The organism is Candidatus Binatota bacterium, from assembly GCA_012960245.1.
In the GTDB taxonomy this organism is placed as follows: domain Bacteria; phylum Desulfobacterota; class Binatia; order UBA1149; family UBA1149; genus UBA1149.
The window spans coordinates 80,242-104,243 of sequence record DUBO01000023.1; the positions used below are offsets into that span (position 1 = coordinate 80,242).

At 65.2% G+C, this 24,002-nt stretch carries 19 protein-coding genes; 8 read left to right on the top strand and 11 right to left on the bottom strand.

The window, feature by feature from the left end; translation table 11 throughout:
• The first annotated feature begins 2 nt into the window (after window positions 1-2).
• Together EYQ35_03745 and EYQ35_03750 are read left to right on the top strand one after the other, a co-directional pair.
• Window positions 3-1,262: a molybdopterin molybdotransferase MoeA gene (locus EYQ35_03745; protein HIF63254.1), complete on the top strand. Its 1,260-nt coding sequence runs from the start codon at window positions 3-5 to the stop codon at window positions 1,260-1,262.
• A gap of 15 nt (window positions 1,263-1,277) precedes the next feature.
• Complete coding sequence (locus tag EYQ35_03750; GenBank protein ID HIF63255.1) at window positions 1,278-2,897, top strand: hypothetical protein; 1,620 nt, start codon at window positions 1,278-1,280, stop codon at window positions 2,895-2,897.
• An 8-nt stretch (window positions 2,898-2,905) separates the two neighbouring features.
• Here EYQ35_03750 and pyrF read toward each other — a convergent pair whose 3' ends face one another.
• The 6 genes from pyrF to rpoD form a co-directional block, all read right to left on the bottom strand.
• Window positions 2,906-3,634, bottom strand: coding sequence for an orotidine-5'-phosphate decarboxylase (gene pyrF, locus EYQ35_03755; protein HIF63256.1), 729 nt, complete (start codon window positions 3,632-3,634; stop codon window positions 2,906-2,908).
• 14 nt (window positions 3,635-3,648) lie between these two features.
• The gene (locus EYQ35_03760; GenBank protein ID HIF63257.1) at window positions 3,649-5,361 is read right to left on the bottom strand and encodes a proline--tRNA ligase; all 1,713 of its coding nucleotides are present in this window, start codon (window positions 5,359-5,361) and stop codon (window positions 3,649-3,651) included.
• A 60-nt stretch (window positions 5,362-5,421) separates the two neighbouring features.
• Window positions 5,422-6,444 (bottom strand): ROK family protein, encoded by a 1,023-nt coding sequence (locus tag EYQ35_03765; protein ID HIF63258.1) that lies wholly within the window; start codon window positions 6,442-6,444, stop codon window positions 5,422-5,424.
• A complete protein-coding gene (locus EYQ35_03770; GenBank protein ID HIF63259.1) occupies window positions 6,384-7,022 on the bottom strand; it encodes a DUF502 domain-containing protein in 639 nt (212 codons plus the stop codon). Before EYQ35_03770 ends, EYQ35_03765 begins: the two co-directional genes overlap by 61 nt.
• Window positions 7,019-8,116: a flippase-like domain-containing protein gene (locus EYQ35_03775; GenBank protein ID HIF63260.1), complete on the bottom strand. Its 1,098-nt coding sequence runs from the start codon at window positions 8,114-8,116 to the stop codon at window positions 7,019-7,021. The genes EYQ35_03770 and EYQ35_03775 overlap by 4 nt, the downstream gene beginning before the upstream one ends.
• A 68-nt stretch (window positions 8,117-8,184) precedes the next feature.
• Window positions 8,185-10,104 carry an RNA polymerase sigma factor RpoD gene (gene rpoD / locus EYQ35_03780; protein HIF63261.1) on the bottom strand — a complete coding sequence of 640 codons (1,920 nt, stop codon included), beginning with the start codon at window positions 10,102-10,104 and terminating at the stop codon, window positions 8,185-8,187.
• A gap of 271 nt (window positions 10,105-10,375) precedes the next feature.
• On the opposite strand from rpoD, the gene EYQ35_03785 reads away from it, so the two are divergent.
• The gene (locus tag EYQ35_03785; GenBank protein HIF63262.1) at window positions 10,376-11,815 is read left to right on the top strand and encodes a hypothetical protein; all 1,440 of its coding nucleotides are present in this window, start codon (window positions 10,376-10,378) and stop codon (window positions 11,813-11,815) included.
• 10 nt (window positions 11,816-11,825) lie between these two features.
• Here the strand turns inward: EYQ35_03785 and EYQ35_03790 are convergent, their stop codons facing one another.
• Entirely contained in the window at window positions 11,826-12,581 is a 756-nt protein-coding gene (locus tag EYQ35_03790) for a hypothetical protein (GenBank protein ID HIF63263.1), read from the bottom strand.
• Window positions 12,578-14,404: a hypothetical protein gene (locus EYQ35_03795; GenBank protein HIF63264.1), complete on the bottom strand. Its 1,827-nt coding sequence runs from the start codon at window positions 14,402-14,404 to the stop codon at window positions 12,578-12,580. The genes EYQ35_03790 and EYQ35_03795 overlap by 4 nt, the downstream gene beginning before the upstream one ends.
• Before the next feature lie 75 nt (window positions 14,405-14,479).
• Here EYQ35_03795 and EYQ35_03800 point away from each other — a divergent pair, with 75 nt between their 5' ends.
• Window positions 14,480-15,670, top strand: coding sequence for an MFS transporter (locus tag EYQ35_03800; protein ID HIF63265.1), 1,191 nt, complete (start codon window positions 14,480-14,482; stop codon window positions 15,668-15,670).
• Here EYQ35_03800 and EYQ35_03805 read toward each other — a convergent pair.
• Window positions 15,640-16,554: a PDZ domain-containing protein gene (locus tag EYQ35_03805; GenBank protein HIF63266.1), complete on the bottom strand. Its 915-nt coding sequence runs from the start codon at window positions 16,552-16,554 to the stop codon at window positions 15,640-15,642. The two genes, EYQ35_03800 and EYQ35_03805, sit on opposite strands and share 31 nt — an antisense overlap.
• A gap of 77 nt (window positions 16,555-16,631) precedes the next feature.
• On the opposite strand from EYQ35_03805, the gene EYQ35_03810 reads away from it, so the two are divergent.
• Window positions 16,632-18,011 (top strand): anthranilate synthase component I family protein, encoded by a 1,380-nt coding sequence (locus tag EYQ35_03810; GenBank protein HIF63267.1) that lies wholly within the window; start codon window positions 16,632-16,634, stop codon window positions 18,009-18,011.
• Window positions 18,008-18,919, top strand: a complete 912-nt coding sequence (locus tag EYQ35_03815) for a hypothetical protein (GenBank protein ID HIF63268.1) — start codon at window positions 18,008-18,010, stop codon at window positions 18,917-18,919. Before EYQ35_03810 ends, EYQ35_03815 begins: the two co-directional genes overlap by 4 nt.
• Before the next feature lie 29 nt (window positions 18,920-18,948).
• Here the strand turns inward: EYQ35_03815 and EYQ35_03820 are convergent, their stop codons facing one another.
• A complete protein-coding gene (locus tag EYQ35_03820) occupies window positions 18,949-19,266 on the bottom strand; it encodes a hypothetical protein (GenBank protein HIF63269.1) in 318 nt (105 codons plus the stop codon).
• A 4-nt stretch (window positions 19,267-19,270) separates the two neighbouring features.
• The gene (locus EYQ35_03825) at window positions 19,271-20,440 is read right to left on the bottom strand and encodes a 1-deoxy-D-xylulose-5-phosphate reductoisomerase (protein HIF63270.1); all 1,170 of its coding nucleotides are present in this window, start codon (window positions 20,438-20,440) and stop codon (window positions 19,271-19,273) included.
• Here EYQ35_03825 and EYQ35_03830 point away from each other — a divergent pair.
• Window positions 20,388-22,583 carry a TonB-dependent receptor gene (locus tag EYQ35_03830; protein ID HIF63271.1) on the top strand — a complete coding sequence of 732 codons (2,196 nt, stop codon included), beginning with the start codon at window positions 20,388-20,390 and terminating at the stop codon, window positions 22,581-22,583. The two genes, EYQ35_03825 and EYQ35_03830, sit on opposite strands and share 53 nt — an antisense overlap.
• Window positions 22,573-23,925: a hypothetical protein gene (locus tag EYQ35_03835; protein HIF63272.1), complete on the top strand. Its 1,353-nt coding sequence runs from the start codon at window positions 22,573-22,575 to the stop codon at window positions 23,923-23,925. Before EYQ35_03830 ends, EYQ35_03835 begins: the two co-directional genes overlap by 11 nt.
• The last annotated feature ends 77 nt before the right edge of the window (window positions 23,926-24,002 follow it).

Below are 24,002 nucleotides of genomic sequence, written 5' to 3' on the forward strand. Positions count from 1 at the left end.
GCGTGCCCCGTTTTCTTGAACTCGCCCGCCTCGAAGAAGCTACGCAGCTGCTGGAGGTCTTTACCGCGCTCGACATCGAGTCAGTGGACGCTCGCATCGCCGAGGCCCGCGTACTCGCTGAAACCGTTACCGCGACGGCCGACGTACCCAACTCGACCCGATCGAGCATGGACGGCTACGCCCTGCGCGCTGCCGACACTGCCGGGGCCAACGAACAGAACGCCGCCGTGCTCAAGCTTGCGGGACAGGTCGAAACCGGCCATGCCCCCACCACCGAGCTCGAGGCTGGTAGTGCGCTGCGCATATCCACCGGCGGGGTGCTCCCAGCGGGCGCTGATTCGGTGGTCATGGTCGAGTACACCGACACCGATAGCGGCACTGGCGGCGACAGCGGAACCGCCGCCCGGGTGTTCGTACGCAAGCAGGTGCAGGCGGGCGACTGCCTCGTACCCAAGGGCGAGGACATGCGCCGTGGCGACCTTCTCATGCAGCCCGGCCGGCGCTTGAGAGCGAGCGACACCGGGGTGCTGACTGGGACCGGCCACGAAAGCGTGCGCGTATTCCGGGTGCCAGTGGCGGGCGTAATCGCCACTGGGGATGAGATCGTCGAACCCGGCACCGAGCTCGGCCCCGGGCAGGTTTACAACGCCAACCAGTACTCGTTAGCCGCGCTGCTGCGCCGGCGCGGCATAACGCCCGCCGTCAGCATGGTCGTGCCCGACGAGGCCGAACGCTTCACGAGGGAGCTGTCACTGGCGATAGAAAAATGCGACGCGGTGTTCGTGTCGGGTGGCAGCTCCAAGGGCACCCGCGACCTGACGCTGGCCACCATCAAGAACCTTGGCGGCAAGGTCCTGCTGCACGGCCTGGCCATAGCGCCGGGCAAACCCACCATCATCGCCCGCGTGGGTAACTGCGCCGTGGTAGGAGTACCCGGTAACCCGGCAGCCGCCGTGGTGGTCTTTGCACTGCTCGGGGCGTCGCTGCTGCGTCACCTCGAGGGTGAACCCCTCGATCGAATACGCGCGACCATGCCCCTGATTCGCGCGAGGCTGGGCGCCGACGTCAAGGGCAGCAGCGGCCGCGAAGACTGGCTGCGCGTGCGGCTGGAAGCCGGCGAAGACCTGCCCACCGCGCAACCCGTGCCTGGCCGATCGTTGTCGCTATCGTCGCTCGCCCGCGCAGACGGACTCGCTCGCATAGCCCTGCACCGCGACTCGGCCGCCACAGGAGAAACAGTGGAGGTCCTGCTTCTCGACTGAGAGCTGACAAGCGGAGTGGGTAAAAAATCCGACAACGCGCGCGCCACTGTGAGCGCGCCTCGCCTCTCGCTGGCCGCGGCCCGTGAGCTGCTGCTATCGATTGCGCGCGCGACAGGCGAAGAAGAAATTGAACCGTCGCTCGCGCTAGGCCGTACCAGCTCGCGAGCGGTGTACAGCCGCCACGCCAATCCCAACTACCGGGCTGCCGCAATGGACGGAATTGCCGTTTGCGCCGCCGACACGAGCGCCGCGAGCGAAGCCTCTCCCTGCACCTTGCCCGAACACCGCGCCCGGGACATGGCGGCCGCCGGCACTTGCGCGCCGGTGGACACCGGCATGGCCATGCCCGACTGGGCCGACGCGGTGGTCATGGTCGAACACAGTAAGCAGGTCGACGGCGGCTGGCAGATCACCTCGCCGGTGGCGGTCGGCAAGCACGTGCGCAGGGCGGGCGAAGACGTCGGCGCCGGCGTGCAACTGCTGGGTCGCGGATGCCGCGTGGGCGCGGCCGAAATCGGCGCCATGCTCGCGACCGGTGTCGAATCGCTGAAATTACGATTGCCCCCCACCGTGGCGATCCTCGCCACCGGCGACGAGGTGGTGCAACCCGGCCAGGCGGCCGCGCCGGGCGCCGTGATCGAGTTCAACTCGCGGGTACTCGCAGCCATGCTGCAAGAGCGCGGGGCAAAGCCCGTGTACCTCGGCCACGTGGCCGACGACCCCGCCGAGTTGGCGCGGGTCATAGGCGAGGGCGCGGCCAGCCACGACCTGCTCTGCGTTATTGCGGGCAGCTCTGCCGGCCGCCGTGACCACACGGTCGACGTGCTCGCCGGGCTCGGCGATGTGCTCGTTCGCGGCGTGGACCTGGTGCCGGGCCGACCTGCTATTGTCGCCCGTGTCAGCGGCACCCCCATACTCGGTATTCCCGGCTACCCGGTATCGGCCTGGGCCGTGTGCCGGGAACTGTTGTTGCCATTGGTAGACGCCTGCCTGGGCGGGCAGGCAGGCCAGCCCACCGTGGTTACGGCCGAGCTGCTGCGCGCCGCGCCCTCGAGACTCGGCGTCGAAGAACTGGTGCGGGTATGCCTGCGCCGTGATCGCGAACGCCTGCTGGCGACACCGCTACCGCGTTCTTCGGGTTCGATCACCACGCTCCTGCGCGCCGACGCGATTTTGCGCATAGCGGCCCACGCCGAGGGCGCCGAACCCGGGCCGGTGGAACTGGAGATGCTGCGCCCGCTCGATCGGGCGCTCGACACGCCGCTGCTGGCCGGTGACCCTCATCCAGTGGTCGAACTGTTAGCCGAGCTGTCGTGCCGCGGGCAGGGACACGACGGTAAGGGCCACAACAACGCGCCGGCGCCGGCCTGGTTAGGGCTGGGCACGGCCGACGGCCTGCTCGCCGTAGCCCGTGGTGAGGCTGACCTTGCGCTGCTTGATGAACAGCAAGCCGCCAGCCTTGGCGAAGAGATCAGCCGGACAGCCGAGACGGGGGCGCGTTTGCTCAAGCTGGGCTTCGAGGACAAGACCTTCCTGCTCGTGTTGGCCGAGCACGGCCCGGTGGCAGAGCGAATCGCGCTCGCGCTGGCCGACCAGTCACTGCTGGGCGACACCCGGCTGGCGCTGCTCGACTGACGGACGACTCAGCTCAAGCCTTCTACGATTTCTTCTATGATCTGCCTGGCGGCCGCGCGCGGATCACCGGCGTCGCGAATGGGCCGCCCGACCACGACGTAGTCGGCCCCTCGCCTTACGGCGTCGGCCGGGCCCGCTGTGCGCTTCTGGTCACCCTTGTCGCTTCCCGCCGGTCGTATACCCGGGGTAAGCACGATGAAGTCGCGGCCACAGGCCTCGCGTATAGCGGCTATCTCGCGGGGCGACGCCACCACCCCGTCCATGCCCGAGTCCCGCGCCAGCAGCGCCAGTCGAACGACCTGGTCGTCGAGCTCACCGTCAACACCTATGGCACGCAAGTCGCTGGCGTCAATACTGGTGAGCACGGTCACGGCGAGCATGCGCGGACGTTCAAGGTTCTCGGTACGGCAAACCCTGTCTACCGAACGCACGGCCTCGCACATCATGGCCGCGCTTCCAGACGCGTGCAGGTTAAAAATCGAAACGCCCAGCCTCGTGGCCTCCATCGCCGCGCGGGCGACGGTGCGCGGGATGTCATGGAACTTGAGGTCGAGAAAAACTTCGCTACCCCGCTCCTTCACGTGCTCGATCACCGGCGGGCCGCTGCTCATGAACAACTGCTTACCGACCTTGAACATGCCAACGCTGTCACCCAACAGGGTTATCAACTCGTCGGCTTCGGCGATCGTGCCTACGTCGAGGGCAAAAATGAGTTTCCTGCGGGCGACCTCGTAGATTTCGGACGAGGCCGTCACCGCGCGAGCGCCTCGCTGACCGCAGCCACTATGTGTTCGGCGGCCGAGTCCAGCGCCAGGTCACTGCTCTCGCCGCTTCTTCGCTCGCGCAGCTCAACGGTCCCCTGCTTGACGCCACGCGGTCCGATCGTGACCCGCCACGGTATGCCGAGCAGGTCGGCGTCGTTGAACTTGACTCCCGCCCTCTCGTCCCGGTCGTCGAGAATGACCTCGACGCCGGCCGCCAGTAGCTGCTCGTAGAGCTTTTCCGAGGCCGCGCGGGTTTCGTCGTCCTTCCACTTGACGGGCAACAGCAGCACCTGCACGGGAGCGATGGCCGGCGGCCAGATTATGCCGTCGTCGTCGTGGTTCTGCTCAATGGCAGCAGCCATGGTACGGGTGATACCGATGCCGTAGGTGCCCATCTGCATCACGCACTCGTTGCCATCGGTATCGAGGTAAGTGGCGCCCATGGCCTCGGAATATTTGCTGCCAAGGTAGAAAACCTGGCCTACCTCTATTCCGCGAAAAGCCTGGTAGCTGCCGCCGTTACAGCGCGGGCAGGGGTCACCCGCAGCGGCTTCGCGCAGGTCGTGGAACTCGGCCACCGGAAAGTCTCTTTGCTGGTCTATGCCCGACAGGTGAAGGTCGGCGCGATTGGCCCCGGTAATCATGCCCGTAGCACCGCGCAGTCGCAGGTCGACGACCAGTTCGATCTCCAACCCTACCGGGCCGGCGAAACCCTGCGGCGCGCCGCTCATCTTCTTCACCTCGTCGGCTTCGGCCATCCGCAACTCGGACACGCCCAGCGCCCGCTTAAGCTTTGCCTCGCTCAGCTGGTCATCGCCCCTCACGAGCGCTGCCACTCCACGGTCGTCGGCAACGAACAGCAGCGTCTTCACGAAACGCCCGGCTGGCTCCGACAACATGGCCGACACGTCTTCTATGCTTCCCGCTCCCGGCGTTGAGACCTCGGTGGGCTCTGACGATTCGAAGAGACCGGGCTCGCCGACCGCCAGCTCGGCCTTCTCTACGTTGGCCGCGTAGTCGCAGTGGTCGCAGCTGAGGATCAGGTCTTCACCGGACTCGGCCAGCACCTGGAACTCGTGCGAACCCGACCCTCCTATGGCGCCGGTGTCGGCCTCCACCGCCCTGAAGTCGAGACCGCAGCGGGTGAAAATTCGCGCGTAGGTGTCGTACATCAGTTGGTATTCGCGGCGACAGTCTTCCTCGTCAACGTGAAACGAGTACCCGTCCTTCATCAGGAACTCTCTTCCGCGCATGAGTCCGAAACGCGGACGGATCTCGTCCCTGAACTTGGTGTCTACCTGGTAGAGATTGAGCGGCAGCTCCCTGTAAGAACGCACGTTGCCACGAACAAGATCGGTCATGACCTCCTCGTGGGTAGGGCCAACACAGAACTCGCGGCCGCTGCGGTCAACGAGCCGCAGCAACTCGGGTCCGTAGGCATCCCAGCGTCCACTTTCGCGCCACAACTCGGCCGGGCTCAACAGCGGCAGCGACACTTCCTGGCAACCGGCCGCGTCGAGCTCTTCCCTCACGATAGCTTCTATCTTGCGAACGGTCCTCAGGCCGAGGGGGAGTATATCGTATATGCCGCGGGCTACCTGGCGTATCAGGCCCGCGCGCAGCATCAGGCGGTGACTGACCACCTCGGCGTTGGAGGGGTCTTCCTTTACTGTATGGAGAAGCAGTCGGGTGTAACGCATGGATGACTCTCGCGTCGAACTTCTACGACAGGGTAGCCACGACGGCAACAGGCCCGGGTTTCAGTCGACGCCCACGCCAGCGAGCCCGGCCAGGCGGGCCGCCCCCATGGCACCCGCCAGTCGGCCGTGAACCGCCGCCACCGTGCGCAGCTCGTCTATGCCGCGGGCAAACAACGCGGCTGCAATCTCGCGCCTGATATCGTCCACTCGAGCCATGAAGACCGGGGCCAGTCCGCCACCCAGTACGATCAGTGGCAGGTCCATCGAGTTGACGGCCGACGCCAGGCCGACTCCCAGCGCGGCGATCATGTGCCCGACCAGGCGCGCAGCGACTTCGTCGTCCCCGGCGTTCTCGAACAGGCTGTGGGCCAGCCCCCGATCCTCCTGCTCTGCGCGGGCAAGCAATCTTGACCGCTGCTCGGTGTCGAGTTCTTCGACCATGGCAACCGTCGCCGTTTCGGACACGTAGGCTTCAAGACAACCCCGGGCCGAACAGCCGCAGCGGCGCCCGCCCTGCACGATCACCGTGTGCCCAAGCTCGCAGCCACGGCCCGAAGGTCCGCGGTAGAGCTTGCCGCCCAACACCAGGCCCGAACCCAGGCCCGTGCCCAGGGTCACCAGCAGGTAGTCAGGCGCGCCCTCCGCGGCGCCGCCCAAACCCTCGGCCAGGGCTGCGCAGTTGGCGTCGTTTTCAACCAGCACCGGCCGGGCTAACGCCGCGGCCAGGCGCTCGGCAAGTACTACGCCCTGCAGGGCCGGAAGGTTGGGACTGCCAAGCAGGCGGCCGGCAGAGTCGAGTACGCCGGGTACGCCCAGCCCGAGAGCCGCGCTGCTGTCGGGGGTCTCGCCGGCCGAAGACTCCAGTCCGCCAACCAGCGTGGTCAACATGTCGGCCAATCGCGGCAGATCGGTGTCGGCGCCGCTGGGCAGAGAGGCCTGGTCGAGCAGCACGCCGGAGGGCGACACCAGCACGGCCTTGATGATCTGCCCGCCCAGGTCGAGGCCCACGTTGGCGGTGGCCTTCAAGACGCTGTGTCTACACGCGCAGCCGGGCACAGGGTGGCCGGCATCGAGCCGCCGCAGGAGAGCACAGCAGAAATCCCGTCTTCGAGACTCATCTCGGCATCGAGTACCCGGTGCCGCGGCAGCAGCATGACGTCGCCCAGGTAGAGATGGTTGGTGGGCACGTACACCGTGGCGTACTCGAGCGAATCATCCGGGCCACCGGATTCTGCCCCTGCACGATCGAAGACGAATTCACTGGTGAGAAAGCCAAGGCTGCTGGGGAGTCCGGCTTCGTCGAGCACGATGACAGTGCGCTTGAAATTACTCGATTCGCCGCCGCTCGAAAAGCCACGCACCACCTGCTGGACGGTGCCGTACACCGATCGCACCAGCGGCACCCGCGACACGACCTTTTCGAACCTATGGACCACCGCCTCGCCCACGAGGTGGCTCGAAAAGTGGCCAAGGACAATGACAATGACCAGGGTAAGAACTACGCCCGCGCCCGGTATGTCGCTGCCGAAGTAGATGCGAAGCAGCGGCTGCGAAAAATCGTCAAGAATGGAGAACAGCACCTGCAACACCCAGAGCGTCGCGGCCACCGGCAGTATGACCAGCAGTCCGCCTATGAACTTGTTGCGCAGCCTGGCGATCACGACAGCATCTCCTCGGCTTCGGCTTCTTCGTCACTCACCTCGGCAAACGCTCCACGCGCCAGCAACAAGGCCAATGCCACCGGGATCACGTAGAAACATACCCTGAAAATCACGATGGGAAGAAACGAATCCTTCAATGCGATGCCCACGCCGGCAAAGGTGGCCGCCATGGTAGCCTCGAGCACGCCCACGCCCCCGGGTACAAAAGATATGACCGCCACCACGATAGACACCGAAAATCCCACTGCCACCTGGCTGTAAGTGGCCGGGTAGCCCACGCTGTAAAAGGCCGCGTAGAGAATTCCCACCGTGAATAACCAGTCAAAAAATATCCACGCCACCGGGCGCGACAAGGCGGCCGGCCGTTCGGCGAGGAACTCCATGCCCTCGTTGAGGTGAGACAGAAGCAGGTCCAGGCGTCGGCCCTGCGGCTCCTGCTTGCCGAGACGCTTGAGTACCCAGTGGCCGGCGCGCGCGCAGAAGCCGAGAAAGCGGTTACGTAGAGAGCGGCGCAGTATCATCGTTGTCGTGGCACCGAGAAACAGCACGAGCAGGACCACCACCGTAACCGCCGCGGTGACGCGGGCGTCGCCGGCCTCGCTGCGCAGTAGCAGGTGACCCATGCCGTAAAGAATAAACAGCAGCAGCATGAAATTGGTTATCAGCGTCTGCGTAAACGAGATCAGCACCGATTTGCCCGAGTTGACACCCTTCTTGCGCAGCATGACCGTGCGCAGGGCAAAGCCGCTCAGGCCCCCGGTGGGCAGCAGGTAGTTAACGGCGTTGGCCACGAAAGTGATCCTCAGCATGTCGAGAGATTTGACCGGACTGCCGGCGGCACGCGCTATGCCCTCGTAGGAAAGGGACATGGTGATATAGCTGATCAGGGTGGCCGCTATGGGTAGCAACAGCAGCAGGGGAGATACGCCCGACAGGGCTTCGAGCATTTCGCCTGCACCGGCCATCCAGGCCATGGCGGCGTAGACCAGCAAGAGACCGATTCCGCCGAACACCGCGCCGCGGGTCAGTCGATCGGTCAGAGAAGCTGGCCGACCTCCGCTGATGTCATCGCTCGCCCCGTCCACGGAACCCATTGTTTCAACTATGAAGCCGATTTACCAGTCCGGTGGGCCACCCCGACGGGCGCCCCACCTTTACTGACTCAGGAAGGAGCCGACGGCGGATCAAGGGAGGGAGCCCGCTGTGGCTGGCGAAGCTTGCGCAGCGCCTTGGCCTCGATCTGGCGGATACGCTCGCGCGTCACGGCAAACTTCTGGCCAACTTCCTCGAGAGTGAAGTCGGTCTTCTCGCCTATGCCGAAGCGCATCCTGAGGATCTGCTCCTCGCGCGGGGTGAGCGTGGCCAGCACCTTACGGGTCTGCTCTTCGAGGCTCAGCGCCACGGCGGCTTCAGCCGGGGACACCGACTGGCGATCCTCTACGAAGTCGCCGAGCGAACTCTCTTCGTCATCGCCGATGGGAGTCTCGAGCGAAACCGGCTCCTTTACGATCTTGAGCACCTTGCGAATCTTGTCCGCAGGCATCTCCATCTGTTCAGCGATTTCATCCGGCGCCGGCTCACGACCAAGCTGCTGCACGAGGTAACGTGACGTACGCAGCACCTTGTTGATGGTCTCGATCATGTGCACCGGGATGCGAATGGTTCGCGCCTGGTCGGCAATGGCCCGGCTGACGCTCTGGCGAATCCACCAGGTCGCGTAAGTCGAGAACTTGTAACCGCGCTGGTACTCGAACTTGTCCACGGCACGCATCAACCCGATATTGCCTTCCTGTATAAGGTCGAGAAAGCCAAGTCCGCGATTCGTGTAACGCTTGGCTATCGAGACCACCAGTCTCAAGTTAGCCTCGATGAGATCCTTCTTGCCTTTCTGCGAGCGCTCCTCGCCGCGACGGATGATACGCACCGCCCAGTCCAGGTCCTCGGTCGACATGCCGATCTCGGCTTCAATGGCGCGCAGGTTACGCCGCGCTTCGCGTATGGCCGCTCCCATCTTGATGGCAGCATCGGTGCTCATGCGCAGGTTGCCGGTAGCCTTGCGCTTGTCGTTAGTGTCTCCGGACGAAATCTTCCGGACCAGCTCGAGGATCTGCTTGCTATCCCTGCGGGTGCGCTTTTCGGCGCGGATTATCACCCGCTCCTGCTTCCGGGCGAGCTCGCGGGCTTCCTTGAACTTGCCGACTATGCGGGTGACGTGGGCCTCGCCCAGTCCCATGTCGATAAGATGGAGCCGAACCTTTTCTTTCGAGGCTTCGAACTTGTTTTCCCTGTCCGTGGGCTTGCGGCGAGTCTTGACGTTCTTAGCCGGGGCAAAGCGCTTGGGCTTGCTCCCCTGGTAGGTGCTGGCCATGCGCTTGAGCGCGGTGACCTCCTTGAGAAACTTTTTGAGCTTCCTCTCGTCTTTCTCAGCGCTGGCCGCCCGGTCTTCCTCTGACTCGTCGGCAAAAACATCCCGTGGCTCTATCTCGCCCGAGCGAACACGCACGGCGATGCCCACCACGTACTCAATAGCTACCGGCAAGGAGTACACGCAGTCACGAACCTCGTGCAGGCCGGCCTCGATCTCCTTGGCGATGGTTACTTCCTGCTCGCGCGACAGCAGGGGCACACTGCCCATCTCCTGCAGGTACATCCGAACCGGGTCGGTGCTGTCGGACGCATAGTCCTTGGAGGCCGCCGCGCTGGGCTTGGGGCGCGCCTTGGCCGGCTTCGCAGCCACGCGCTTGGGAGGCCGATCCTCCGACTCTTCGCCCAACCACTCTTCTTCGTCGCCATCAAAAAGCGCGTCGTGGTCAGCGCCGGAGTCGTTGGAACTCGAGGGAGTATTGGCACTTCCAGCGTCCGCCTTGCGGCTGCCCGAGTAACCCTCCTCGAGTTCTATGTCGTTCTCGGTCAGCAGGCTGACGGCGGCGTTGAGATCCTCGGGCGTGAAATCGTCCTTGGGCATCACGCGGCTCACTTCGTCATAGGTCACGAAGCCACGGTCACGGCCCAGCTCGATGAGCTTGGCTACTACCTTGTCAAGATCCTGCCCACTGGTATGTTTTGCTGTATTTTTCTGCATTAAAGTTGCGGTCAGCAGTCGGTATGTATTCTTCGTCCAGACACGGAAAAAGCTGTACAAATAGTCGGTACACTGCTCATGTACCCCCGACAGCGAATAACCAGCCTTTAACGCTACGCAGGCCCATGTTACGAGTCAAGAAAACAACCCTGCAAACGCGCTCGAAAAGCCACCAAAGAGGCAAATACCCCTTTATTACCGAGCTTTTTCGAATAATACCGACTCCAGGCCAGATTCCCGGGCCGAGCTTGACGAAGGGGGGGGGTCCGGGATGAAGAAATTTCCACCCCTGCTGTCTGTACCGGGATTGGCCGGGATCCTGCTGGTTGCCGCTGCTGCCTGCCTGGGCTCCTGCACCCCCCATGTGGGGGGGAACGACCAGCCGATGTCGCTGCTGCTCGTAGTTGTTGACACTCTGAGGGCTGATCACCTGGGGCCGTGGCGCGATGCCGGCGCAGGCGAAACCGTCACGCCAGCGTTGGATCAACTGGCCAACGAGGCGATTGTTTTTGACCGAGCCTTTTCGCCAGCGCCGTTTACCATGCCGGCGATGGCGGCCACCATGACAGGACGCTGGCCCGACCGAGTGGGCGTGGTCAACCACGATCGACTTACCAGTCTGCCCAGCAACTACCCGCTGCTCGCCCAGCTCGCGCTCGAGGCCGGCTACCGTACCGCTGCCGTGGTGACCAACCCCTGGCTGGCCCGGCGCAAAAGCGGCTTCGGCCGCGGCTTTGAAGACTGGTACGACGGCGAGGGTGCCGGCTCACACCCAAGGCGCGGGGCGGCGGCAGTTACCTGGCAAGCCGAGGAGTGGCTGAACAAAAACAGCGCCGATCCTTTTCTGCTCTGGGCCCATTACATGGACACGCACATGCCCTACCTTCCCGACCCTGCCTGCAAGCCCAGGCCGGGATCTTCGCAGCGCAGCAGCAAGGTCATCAGCGACTTCGTGGAAGGCCAGCTGCAGCCGCAGGAAATATATTTTGGTGTGCAGGGCTACGCGGAAAGCGAACTCGAGGCGACCCGCCTTATCTACGACGATGCGCTGTACTGCGTGGACCAGCAGTTGGGGCGACTGCTCGCCACGCTGCAGAAGCTCGAAATTGCCGATAGCACGGTGGTGGTGTTCATGGCCGACCACGGCGAGAGCCTGGGTGATCACGGGCTCTATTTTGCCCACGATTTCACCCTCTACGAGGAGCTGCTGCACGTGCCGATGATAATGCGGGTGCCGGGTCGCAGGCCCGGCCGTCGGCCCGACCCGGTATCGCTGGTCGATGTTCTGCCGACCCTCTGCGCGCTGATGAAGCTCGATTGCCCGCAGCAGATGGACGGTCAGGACCTTTTAGGCCAGGCCCCGACGAGCGACCGGGTGCTTTTTGCGGCTGGGCCACCGGCGCGCGAACGCTACTCGATGAACCCTCGGCAGCCCGTAGCTGGCCTGGCTGGACGCTGGACGGCGGCCACGCGCTCGTCTCTCAAGCTGATACACCTGCCCTGGCCCGGGGGTGCCCGCATGGAGCTGTACGACCTGGAGCGCGACCCCATGGAAAAAGAAAACCTCTTCGGACAGGTCGACAGCTCGCTGCTGCAGGAGCAGCTGCACAACTGGCGACGGCAAGGTGACCAGCAGAGGCCAGGGGCGGCGCGTTCCCCCCTGGGACCCGACCGCCTGCGGCAGCTGCGCGAACTCGGCTACCTGCGCTGAAGCGAAAGAATCAGAAGCGCTCTACTACTTCGCGATACTGCTGACCCTTCCAGGCCAGCACCAGCCCCTCGCGTTCGATGCGCACGACCCTGAGACCGTTGACGATGTCGTTCTCGCGCACCATGGCCATGCCCCCCCCGGTGAGCCTGAGCGAGGCCAGGCGATCCTCGGGACCACGCGCCCACTGTATGAATATGACTCCCAGGAAAGGAGCATCCATGGGGCGGCCGTCGAGTATCTCCTCTTCTCGTGGCGCCGGAACAACCGGTGTCGGGCTGGGCGGCGCAGGCTTGGGCGCTGCCGGCTTGGCGGCGGCGACTTCGGGAGCAGCAGCTTTCGGCGGCGCGGGGCTGGGCGCTGCTGGCTTGGCGACAGCGACTTTCGGAGCAGCAGCTTTCGGCGGCGCGGGGCTGGGCGCTGCTGGCTTGGGCGCTGCGGGACTGGGCGGCGCGGGCCTGGGCGGCGCGGGCTTGGCGACGGCGACTTTGGGAGCAACAGCTTTTGGCGGCGCAACAGCCTCCTCTCCACCGGCAGTCAGCACCGGAGCGGACACGACCGGGGCGGGCTCGCTGCCCGTCCATGATCGGACGAACAGCACCACCGCCAGTACCACCACTACTCCCAGCAGCAGGTTACGCTTTCTGCCATCCTGCCCGCCGTTCGTCTCTTTACCGGGCAACTTTCCGCCCGAAGCGGCAGCCGAAGACGGCGCCCCGGGTGATCCCCCTGGACCACCGTCCCGCATGGCGTCGAGTATAGAGCTCAAGACAGCCCCCCGGCCGAAAGGGCCGCCCGCATTGCGTCGCTCAGCCCCGGGCGCTTACGACTGGTATCAGCGTTGTAGAGCACTACCTGGGTGAGCGGGTCAACCACGCCGTTGGGACTCAGTCCCGAAGCCGACTGGAAGGCACGCACCGACTCCTTCAGCGCGTCGTCGTATATGCCGTTGACGGCTCCGTCAAAGTGCCCACTCCTGGCCAGCAGCGCCTGCAGCCTCATGACCTCCGGCCCGCCGCTGCCCGGACCAATGCTGCGCACCAGGCTCTCCCTGTCTTTCCAGAGCAGGTGGCCGCGACCATTCCACGCCTCTTCAAACGCCGCGCGACCCACCAGAAATGAACCGCCCAGGTCGAACAACACGCGCTCCTCGTCCATGCCGCGCAGGAGTACGTAGCGCACCTTTCCGCCGTTGCCGGGGTCGAGCTCGACAATAAGCGGAAGGTCCACGACCCTGAGCAAGGCGACAGTCATGTCGCCGGAAAGATAACGCAGCCCCCTGTCCTCGGCCTGCGAGTCGAGGTCCAACGAGGGCACGCGTGACTCGTCGGGTGTGACCGGGCGACGCCCCCAGGCCTTGAACAACTCCGACATCGCCGTGACAGCGCCGTCGAACACCGGCTGTTTGCCCAGGCGTCGCAGAAAAACATCGGCCGACCTGGTATCGCCACGCTGGGATAAACCACCGCCCGAAGAAGTACCGCCCAGCGAGGCCACCACCGGGACTGCATGCCCCACTGGCGTCGCAATCGACGCGGCACGCGCTTCGCTCACCACGGTAGTGCCGGGCATGTCAGGGAGGCTATCGAGCGAGGGCGAGTTCCTGGCCACCGGTGCTGCCGGCGGACCGGCGGGGCCCGGGTAGTCATCCACCGACCATACGAGCAGAAAAGCCACGCCGGCGGCGGCCGTAGCCACGCCGGCGGCAACCGACAGCCGCGCCCCCCAGCCCATAGGAGGGACTGCTCGCAGCGGAGTCCGTACCTCGTGCAGTTCGGCCCTCGCAGCCACGGTTTCGTCCTGGCCCACGCTGCGACGGCCACGCGTCCACGCCACAAGCAACGAGCGATGGGCGAGTATATTGATCAGCCTGGGTATACCCCCCGAAAAATCATAGAGCACGTCCATCGCCTGTTCGTCAAAAAGCCCGGTGGCTTTATCGCCACCGGCAACGTGCAGGCGTTTGGCCATATACTCGCCCAGCTGCTCGCGGTCGAGAGGCTCCAGGTGCCAACGCACCGTGATCCTCTGCGCCAGCTGTCGGAGATCGGGCCGCGCGAGCAGGCCACGTAACTCAGGCTGGCCGACCAGCACTATGTGAATAAGCTTTTCGGTCTCGGTCTCGAGATTGGAAAGCAGGCGAAGTTGTTCGAGGACCACCGGGTCCAGGTTCTGGGCCTCGTCTACTATTATGACCGTGTTGCCGCCGTCGGCTTTCTGGTTGATGAGAAACTCGTTGAGGAGCTCGGTGAGTTCCTTCTTGCTCCTGCTGCGCGACGGCAGGCCGAGCTCAGCGTTGATCGTCTGCAACAACTCGACCGGGCTCAGCACGGGGTTGAAGATGTAGGCCCAGGCCAGGTTGCCCGAGTCGCGCAGGTCGCGCATCAGCGCCCTCACCAGCGTGGTCTTGCCCGAACCGACCTCGCCGGTAACGGCAACGAAGCCGCTGCCCTCGTCGACGCCATAGCGCATGTGTGCGAACGCCTCGGCGTGTTGTTCACCGAAGTAAATAAAGTCCGGATCCGGGCTGAGCCGGAACGGCAGGTCGCGTAGGGAAAACCAGTCCTTATACATGGGACCGCCCTCCATCATTCCCAACCAGGGGGGGCATTACAAGTTCTCTCGCAATCCGTTGCCAGTGTGCCGCGCTGCGGCTAGAAGGAGGGGATGCCTGCTCGCATTCCGTTAGCCTTTTTTACAGTCTCGCTGGCCAACTTTCTCTCGTTCTTGAATTTCGCCTTCTTCTTCCTGCTGCCGGTGTGGGTTCTCAAGCAAGGCGGCGGCGAAGAAGCGGCGGGCAGGATCATAGGCGTAGCGGGCCTGGCGGGCTTGATCGTGCTGCCAGCGGTGGGCTACCTGCTCGACCGGATGGGCAGGCGGCGTTTTCTCATCCTCGGCACGGCAATGGGAGCCCTGACCTCGCTGGCCTTCATAGGCGTTGATGGCATAGGCTGGCAGATCTACGCCCTGCGCGCGTTGCAGGGCGTGGCCTTCACCTGCTCGTTTACCGGCGCGCAGACCCTCGCGGTACTCTTCGCTCCGGCCTCGCGGCGGGCCGAAGCACTGGGCTGGTTCGGCATCTCCACCATCCTGACCCACGCCATAAGCCCCGCCCTGGGCGAGGAAATCGTCCGGCGCTTCAGCTTTGACCACATGTTTGTCTGCGGTGCCGTGGTGGGCGTGGCCGCCTTCCTGGTCAGCTGCCTGCTGCCACGCCCCCCCGAGCTGCACGCCCACCCCGACGACACGCCGGCCGACAGGGGTATGGCGCGCCGGGCGGTGATCGCCGCCTGCCTGGCCATGCTCTGCTACGGCTTCGGATTTGGCAGCGTGCAGACCTTTGTACCGGCCATGATCACCAGGCTCGACCTCGGCCGCGTCGGCGTCTTCTTTACCTGCTGGAGTATATCGGCCGTGGCCACGCGGATATTTCTCGGACGCGCGTCTGACCGCTTCGGCCGCCGCGCAGTGCTGGTGCCGGCCATGGCGACAATGAGCCTGGCCGTGGCCATGCTCGCCTTTGCCCACGACCTCCCCATGGTGCTGGCTGCCGGCGTCGTGTTCGGCCTGGCCCAGGGCCTGCTCTACCCGACCATGAACGCCCTGGTCGTGGACTGGAGCCACCCCGAGAACATAGGCCGCACCCAGTCACTGTTCAGCGGGTCGTACAGCCTGGGGATCTCGGCCTGCTCGTTCCTCTTCGGAACCATAGTCGAAAACCACGGCTACGCCGCCATGTACGTGGCATCGCTGGCCGTTACAGGCATAGGCCTGCTGTTTTTCGTCCTCAGGGGACCGTCTGACCGTGCCCCGACCTGGCCGGGAGCTCAGGCCGATATTTCGTCCGACGAGAAGTAGTCCTCGGCGTCACCGGTAACCACCGGCAGGTCGAGTATTTCGCCCTCTCGCTGCACGCGCAGGCGGACGGTGTCGCCCGGCTTGTGCATCCACAACAGGTGGTAGAGATCCGCGCGGTCCTCGAGCTCGGCGTCGTTGAGCGCCAGCATCACGTCGCCGGTGTGCATGCCCGCGCGCTCACCCGGACTCTCGGGCATTATGCCAGCCAACACCGTCTGCCCGGGTAGCGAGTAGCAGAACATTCCTATCCAGGCCCGCGCCGGGCGCGAGACCCTCCGCCCGCTGGCCAGCAACTCCTCGCCGTGGTCGTAAAAATGCTCGGCCGGAATCGCCAACGACTGTCGGCCGACTATGCCCAGGTTTAGCGAGACAATGCCCAGCAACTCGCCCCTGCTGTTGGCCAGCGCGCCACCGCCCTGCCCCGGACTGGCCACCGACAGGCTGAGCGCTCTTTCGAGGCGATACTCCCAGTAGGCATCAAAAGGCTCCACCGAGGTAACCACACCACTGGCCGTGCGCCTTTCCATGCCCTCGGTGGCGGCCACTATAAAAACGTCGCCGCCGGGCTCAACGGTATTCGAATTGCCGGGCGCTATTGCAGGAACAACCTGGTCGATGTCGACCACCGCCAGCCCGCTGCCGTAGTCGTGGGCAATAACCCGCCCTTCTACACTGGAGCCCTCGAGGTCGGTCACTTGTACGCTGTCGGCACCAACTACCACGTAGTTGGGAACCAGCACGAGGCCGGCCTCGTCAACGACAGTGCCGCTGCCCGAGCGCTTGAGCCCCAGCACCGCCACCGTGGGATGACCCGCGGGCACATTCACGTCGACGGCAACCGTACACCGGGCCACCGAGTGCAAAAGTTCGAGCGGTGCATCCACACGAGGAACTTATTCCCGGGCTGACGGCGCAGCAAGCCCGCTTGACCACACCGGGGTCCACACCTAACAGGTAGAGTGTGACTCGAACCCCTGCAGGACAGGCGGCGCAGGCCCCCACGTCGCTGCTGACAGGCAACGGGGGCAAGCCCTGGCCCTTCATGCTCGACCGCGCGGGGCCGGGCTGCGGAGGGCTGGCTTCCTGGGCCGGTTCGCGGCCAGCCTCGCTGTTGCTCATAGAGCCGTCGGGCCAATCACGGCTGTGGAGCGAGGGCGTCTGGTCCAGTCCTGACCTCGGGCCGGTTGAATCTATCGCGCGCTTCGTTGAGGCCGGACAGGCCGAGGCCCTCGCCCCGGTGCCTATGGGTGTGGGGCCACTGCCACGAACGGTTGGTTTCATAGCTTACGAGCTGGGTGCTTTCATCGAGAAACGCATGCCCAGGGCTGCGCGACCGTCGAAGCAGCCGCTTGCCGTGTTGTGCACCTACGACCGGGTGCAGGGCTGGGACCGCGCGAGCGGTAGAAGTTTTGCACTGGATTTCAGCCGGCGGCCGACCAATGCCTGCCCACCTCCCCTGCCCGTGCTCGACTGCGAAGCACGCGACGAGGACAACGACCGAAAACTCTACGCCAGCGGATTTGCGCGCATAGCCCGTGCCATACGCGACGGCGAGATCTACCAAGCCAACCTGTCACGTTGCATCGCGGTCAACTACGACGCCGAGCCCTGGCAACTGTACGAGAGCATGCGTCGTCACCAACCCGTGCCGCGCGGGTTCTTCATGGACTGCGGCGGGCTGCAGGTGCTGGGCAACTCTCCCGAATGCCTGCTGGCGATAGACGGCGAGAGAATATCTACCTTTCCTATCAAGGGAACCCGCGCGCGAGCCGCTCAACCCGCCCTCGACGAAGTGGCTGCGGCCGAGTTGCTCGCCGACCCCAAGGAGATGGCCGAGCACCTGATGATTGTTGATCTCGAGCGCAACGACCTCGGCCGCGTGTGTGCCACGGGCAGTGTAGAAGTCACCGACTTTGCCGCCCTGCGCAGCTTTGCGACCGTGCACCACCTCGAATCCCAGGTGCGCGGTCGACTACGCCCGGGAACGGGGCTGGAAGAAATACTGGGGGCGGTTTTTCCCGGCGGCTCGATAACCGGCGCGCCACGAATCCGCGCTGTAGAAATAATAGCCGAGGTGGAACAGGAAGAACGGGGCGTGTACACCGGTAGCTGCGGCAGCTTCAACGGCCCGCGTTCGGTGGACCTCAACGTAGCCATACGCACGGCCGTAGGCTCCGGTGGCCAACTGCGCTATCGCAGCGGCGGTGGCGTGGTTGCCGATTCGACCATGGAAAACGAATACGAAGAAACACACAGCAAGGCCCGCGCCTTTCTTGAAGCGCTGGCACTGCGCTCAGAGTCGGCCGCCGCAGGACCTTCGCGAGCCGGAGCACGGACGTGAGTAAAAGGCCGACGAACAAAGGGCCGTTCTGTTTTCTCAATGGTCGCTACCTGCCACTTGCCGAGGCCACCATCCCGGCGCTCGACCGAGGCTTCCTCTTCGGCGAGGGGCTGTTCGAAACCTGGCGCACCTACCGGGGCCGACCCTTCGCCGTAAAAGAACACGTCCAGCGCATGAAGCGCTCTGCCCGCATGCTGCAGATCCCCTTCGATCCCGACGAGAACTGGGAAGGGCGCACGCTGACCCTGGGTCGCAAGAACGGTATGGCCAGCAGCTCCTGCGCCGTGAGGCTGACCATCACCGGCGGCACCGGGCCGGTGACCCTGGTACCGGGGCCACGCCAAAAACCAACCCGGCTGATGCTGTTCAGGCCCATGGAGTCGGGCCTGGCCGAGGCCCGCGAGAACGGCGTCGCCGTTCACCTGGTGGACTTCGGCGACGGCGTCAACCCGACCGTGCGAAACCTCAAGGCACCTTCGAACTACCTCACTGCCGTGCTCGGCAGAACCGAGGCTCGCAAGCGCAACTGCTTTGAGTCTCTGTACCGGCTCAAAGACGGCACCGTACTCGAGGGCACGACAAGCAACGTGTTCGCGGTGATGGCCGGACAACTGATCACCACCCCGGTAGCCGACGGGGTGCTGCCGGGAATAACCCGCGCGCTGGCGCTACGGCTCGGCCGCAGGATAGCCCCCGTTGTCGAACGCCCGCTCACGGTCAAAGACCTCGCTGCGGCCGACGAGATTTTCATAACCTCGTCGTCCATCGAGGTGGTACCCGTCACCCGCGCGGGACGGCAGCGCGTAGGCAACGGCAAAGTCGGCGAGCTCACCCGCGAGTTGCAGAAACTCTACCGGGCCTACGTATCACGAGCGCTAGGCCTGCCGGTAGACGAGCTCGGCGAGTAAGCGACTGGGCTTCCGGGCAGCCATACGGCTCAGGAAAACACGTACAGGCCAACGATGCCGGTGAGCGCGTAAGCCACCGTGCCCAGCAGCGCCGCCCACATGACGGTCAGGCGGGTGCCCGACTGGCCAGTGGTTTCCCAGGTCCACACGCCCAGCGACAGCGGACCCGACAAGGCCAGCATGGCCCAGGGCATGGCCATGCGCTGGGGGTCACCGGCGAGCTCGAGGGGCGGTACCATGCCCCACTCGATGGTGTAGACCAGCACCGAAAGGGCCACGATGCGCAAGGCACGGCCGCGACCCCGGCCACCCGACATGGGAATGATCTGTGGAGTTTCGCCTGCCATATTGTCAGTCTGCCGACCAGCCCCCGGCGCGTTCGCGGGCCTCGCCGTCGGCCTCGAGCAGGGGTCCTATCTCGTCACAGGAAACCGGCTGGTGCCCAGCCATGACGTCGCCGATGAGCGCCGCAATGTCCAGAAACGCGATGTCGTCGGCGAGAAAACGCGCCACCGCCACCTCGTTGGCAGCGTTGACGACAGCGGGCATGCTGCCCCCCAGCGCCAGCGCCCGCCACGCGAGATCGAGACAGGGAAACGCCTTCGTGTCGGGCGCTTCGAAGCTGAGCGTGCCCGCGCGGGCGAGGTCAAGGCGCGGCAGGTAGTCAAGATCGAGAAGGTCGGGCCATGAAAGCGCGCAGGCCACCGGTATGCTCATGTCAGGAATGGCCATCAACGCCACCACCGAACCGTCCACGTACTCGACCATGGAATGGACGATACTCTGCGGATGAACCACTACCTCTATGGTCGACGGCTCGACGTCGAACAGCCAGCGCGCCTCAATTATTTCGAGGCCCTTGTTCATCATCGTGGCCGAGTCGATGCTGATCTTGTCGCCCATGTCCCAGTTGGGGTGGGCCAGGGCCTGCTCGCGCGTGACCCGGACCAACTTCTCGCGCGGCAGGCCACGAAACGGGCCCCCCGACGCGGTGAGCACCAGTCGCCTCACGTCCTGCCGCCTGTGCCCCTGCAGGGCGAGAAAAATCGCGTTGTGCTCGCTGTCCACCGGCAGCACCCGGGCACCCGAAGCCGCGGCCCTGCGACAGAGCAGCTCGCCGGCAACGACCATTACTTCCTTGTTGGCCAGGGCAACGGTGTAGCCCTTGTCCACGGCCGCGAGTGTGGGCTCCAGCCCCACCGCCCCCACCAGTGCCGACAGCAGCACGTCGGTGCCCGGCGCGGTAGCCACCTCCACCAGGCCAGCAGCCCCGTGCGTGACGCGTGTGGACGTGCCCTTGAGCTGCTCGGCCAACTCGCGGGCGTCGTCGGCGTCGGCCACCGACACCAGCGACGGGCGAAACTGCTCCACCTGGGCCTTGACTTCGGCCACACGTCGCCCGGCGGCCAGGGCCGTCACATCGAAACGGTCAGGAAAGCGCGCTATCAGTGCAAGCGCAGTAGTGCCTATGGAACCGGTAGACCCCAGTATCGACACGCGTTTTTTTTCGACGGCAGCCACGAGAACGGCTACCAGTCATGGCCGTGACGGCCGACAAAAGCACCCCGGAGCAGGCATCCCGGCGATGTTGCCGCCACGCCTGTTGCTGTTGGCAGCGCTGGCCGTGACGCTGGCGCTCGCGCCGGCAGACGCTGCCGCCCAAGCGGAAGTGCTCGAGCAGGAAGAGCCGCTGGCCAGGCCCGCGCGCGCCAGCAGGCTGCCTGCCGTGGTGGTGTACGCGGCCGAGCAGGCGGGTGGTGCAGCCGATGGAACGGTGGCTGGAAGCGGCACGGGCTTTTCCACGAGCATCGCTGCGTCCAGCGCTTGGTCGGGCTACCACAGCGTGGCCGAGTTGCTCGAGCAGGCGGTCGGCGTGCAGGTGCGTCGCTTCGGCGGCCGAGAGGATTTTGCCACCCTGTCGGTACGCGGCTCAACGGCTGCCCAGGTGCGCGTGCTGCTCGACGGCGTGCCGATGACGCGCGCGGCCGACGCGGTGGTCGATCTTTCAAGCCTGCCGCTGGAGGGCATCGAACGAATCGAGGTCTACCGCGGCTCTGTTCCTGTGGGCATGGCCGCTGCCGGTGCGGCGAGCGTGGTCAACCTGGTCACCCGGCGCGGCAAGCCCGGCCTCGCCACCTCGTTGTCGGTCGGCTCCCTTGACACCTGGCGCGTGGCCCTGGACGCTGATCGCCCGCTGGCCGACGGACAACTCGACGCGTCGCTTTCTTTTCGTTCCACGCGCGGCGACTTCGAGTTCCCCAGCGACAACGGCACGCCACTCAATCCGCTCGACGATAGCGTCGAGCGCCGGCGCAACAACGAAAGCCGTGCCCTGTCGTTGCGCACGCGCTGGCGGCAGGAGCTCAGCCAGCGGCGCGGGCTGGAGGTCTCGGCCAGCGCCTACCACTCCGAACATGGGCTGCCCGGACTGCCACCGTTCGAGTCTTTGAAGGCCTGGCGGCGAAGCTCGCGCGGCACTGCCGGAGTTACACTGGACCAGGACAACGGTAGCCTGGCGCTGGACCTGCTGCTGGAGGACAACACCCTCGCGGACCCCCGCGCGCCCGGCGAACCCGGGCTGGGACTCGGCTACTCGAAGGGCGATGACCGCAGCTGGCGCGTGGGCCTTCGCGGCAACCACCGCCTCGCTTTCGGAGCGCACCTTGCCGAGCTGTCCTTCGAAGGAGCCTTCGAGGATTTCAGCGAACGCCGCGCGGTAAGTTCCGGAACCCTGCGCTCTGCTGCCCAGCGCAGTTCGCTGGCGCTCGCGATAGGCGATGAACTGCTGATCGAAAACGCCGGCCTGCTCGTCGCGCCGCAGCTGCGCTTCGAATCGCTGTGGAACGACTTTGCCTCTTCTGCTGGCGGAACGTCAAAACGCGAGCACTCGTTCGACCCGGGCCTGGGCCTGTCATGGAGCGCGACACCGACGCTGCTGCTGAAGGGCAACATCAACAGCTACTTTCGCGCGCCCGACTTCTCCGAGCTGTTCGGTAACACCGGCTTCTCGCTGGCCAGCCCCGACCTCGAACCTGAAAGCGGCCTGAACCGCGACCTCGGCTTCAGCTGGCAGCGGGCCTGGCATCGAGCCCGGCCGGGTGGCCAAAGCTCGGCGCGGCTGGAGTACGCCTGGTTCAACAACGACTCGGACGACCGCATCGTCTTCATCCAGACCGGCACGCGCCAGACAAGGGCCATCAACATCGGCTCGGCCCGCGTACGCGGCCACGAATTCTCGGCGACAGCCAGGCTGGGCCGCATCCCTTTCACGGGCCAAGCAGGCGGCAGCCTGCTGCTCGAAGCCAATCTCACCAGCCAGGATGCGCGCAACCTGTCGGGCCAGCCCTCGGAGTCGGGCCGCCGCCTGCCGGGCATCCCCGACCGCGAGCTCTTTGGGCGCGTAACGTGGCAACGCGGGCCGGCATCGATAGCCTGGAACTACCAGTACCGCGACACTGTTTACTACGACAAGGCCAACGTCTTTTCGTCTGGCTCCTCGGCTCGACACGGACTCGAGTTGGCCTGGCTCGCGAGCGCCGACTGGAAATTTACACTGCAACTGGACAACCTGTCCGACGAACAGACGCCCGACGTGTTCGGTTTTCCGGTTCCCGGGCGAGCCCTGTTCCTTGGCCTGTCCACCGCCCTCGACAATGACGACTGAACACTCAACCAGGATAATGACCGCCGCGTTGTTGATGGCGCTGTTGCCTGCGCTGGCCACCAACAGCTTGGCCCTGTGCGGTGACGCAGACGGCGACGGTTACACGCAGGCCGGCGATGCCCTGTGGACCTTGCAGGCGGCGGTGGGACTGGAGCAGCCATGTCCCACTTCGTCGGACTGCGAGCGCCTCCAGCGTGCCGATATAAACAGGAGCGGAAACATAGAGGCGTCCGACGCGCTGGCGACGCTGCAAGCCGCAGTGGGCCTGCTCCCTACGCTGGACTGCGCGGGCGCCCTGCAGAAGCGCGCGCTGGTGGCCACCGCCGGCTGCGATTTTATCTCGGGCGGGGTGGGCGAAATCGACCTCGCCACGCGCAGCCTCGTGCGCCATTTGCCCGGCGTTCTATCCGGCGACAGCGTGTTGCGCGAGCAGGAAGGCCGCGTATTTGCCCTGAACCGCTTCGCGGCTAACAACGCGCAGGAGCTCGACCCGGCCGCCGAGCTCACCACCCTGTGGCAGTGCAGCACCGGCCCCGCCAACCCCCACGACCTGGTCATCGACTCGCGGGGCCTGGCCTGGATCAGCCGCTACGACTCAGCGCTGTTGCTGCTCGCCGACCCCGATGCCGGGCCCACCTGCGCGGACTTCCTGGTTGACGAAATCGACTTGTCGGCCTGGGCCGACGCCGACGGCATACCGGAAATGGACCAGCTGCTGCTACGTGGCGACCGCTTGCTGGTGCTGCTGCAGCTGCTTGACCGCAACGATCTCTTTCGCCCTTCCGGCCCGGGCCGGGTGCTGGCCATTGATACCATCAGCCGCGCGGTGGTTGCCTCCACTGACCTGGCAATCAGCAACCCCTTTGCCGAAACCAAGGGCCTGCTGCTGCGGCCCGGCAGCGGGGAGCTGCTGGTGGGTGGGCCGGGGCTGCTGTTCAGCGACCTCGACGACGGCGGCATCCAGGCGCTGGACCCCGACAGCCTGGCTGACCACGGGTTGCTCATTACGGGTAACGAGCTGGGAGGCGACCTCGTCGACTTTGTCATGGCGGGGCGTGACCGCGGCTTTGCACTGGTGGCAGACGCGGTCTTCGCCGTATCGCTGGTGGAGTTCGACCTCGCGCTTGGCAAAGTGAACCGCGTGCTGTTCGCAAGCGCCACGTTGCTGTCCGACCTCGAACTGGCCGACGATGGCAGCCTGTGGCTGGCCGATCACGACTGTGGCGGCGACGGCCCACCCGCCCCGGGACTGCTGGCCTTTTCTGCGTTTACCGGCGAACCGCTACTTGACGGTCCCCTGGCCACCAGCCTGCCCCCCTTTAACCTGCTGCCGCTGAACTGACTCCAAAAAGGGGCGCTGGATTTCAATGGTGAGCCGGGCTACGAAGCCAACCGGAAGCGGCACGGGCCGCAGGAGAT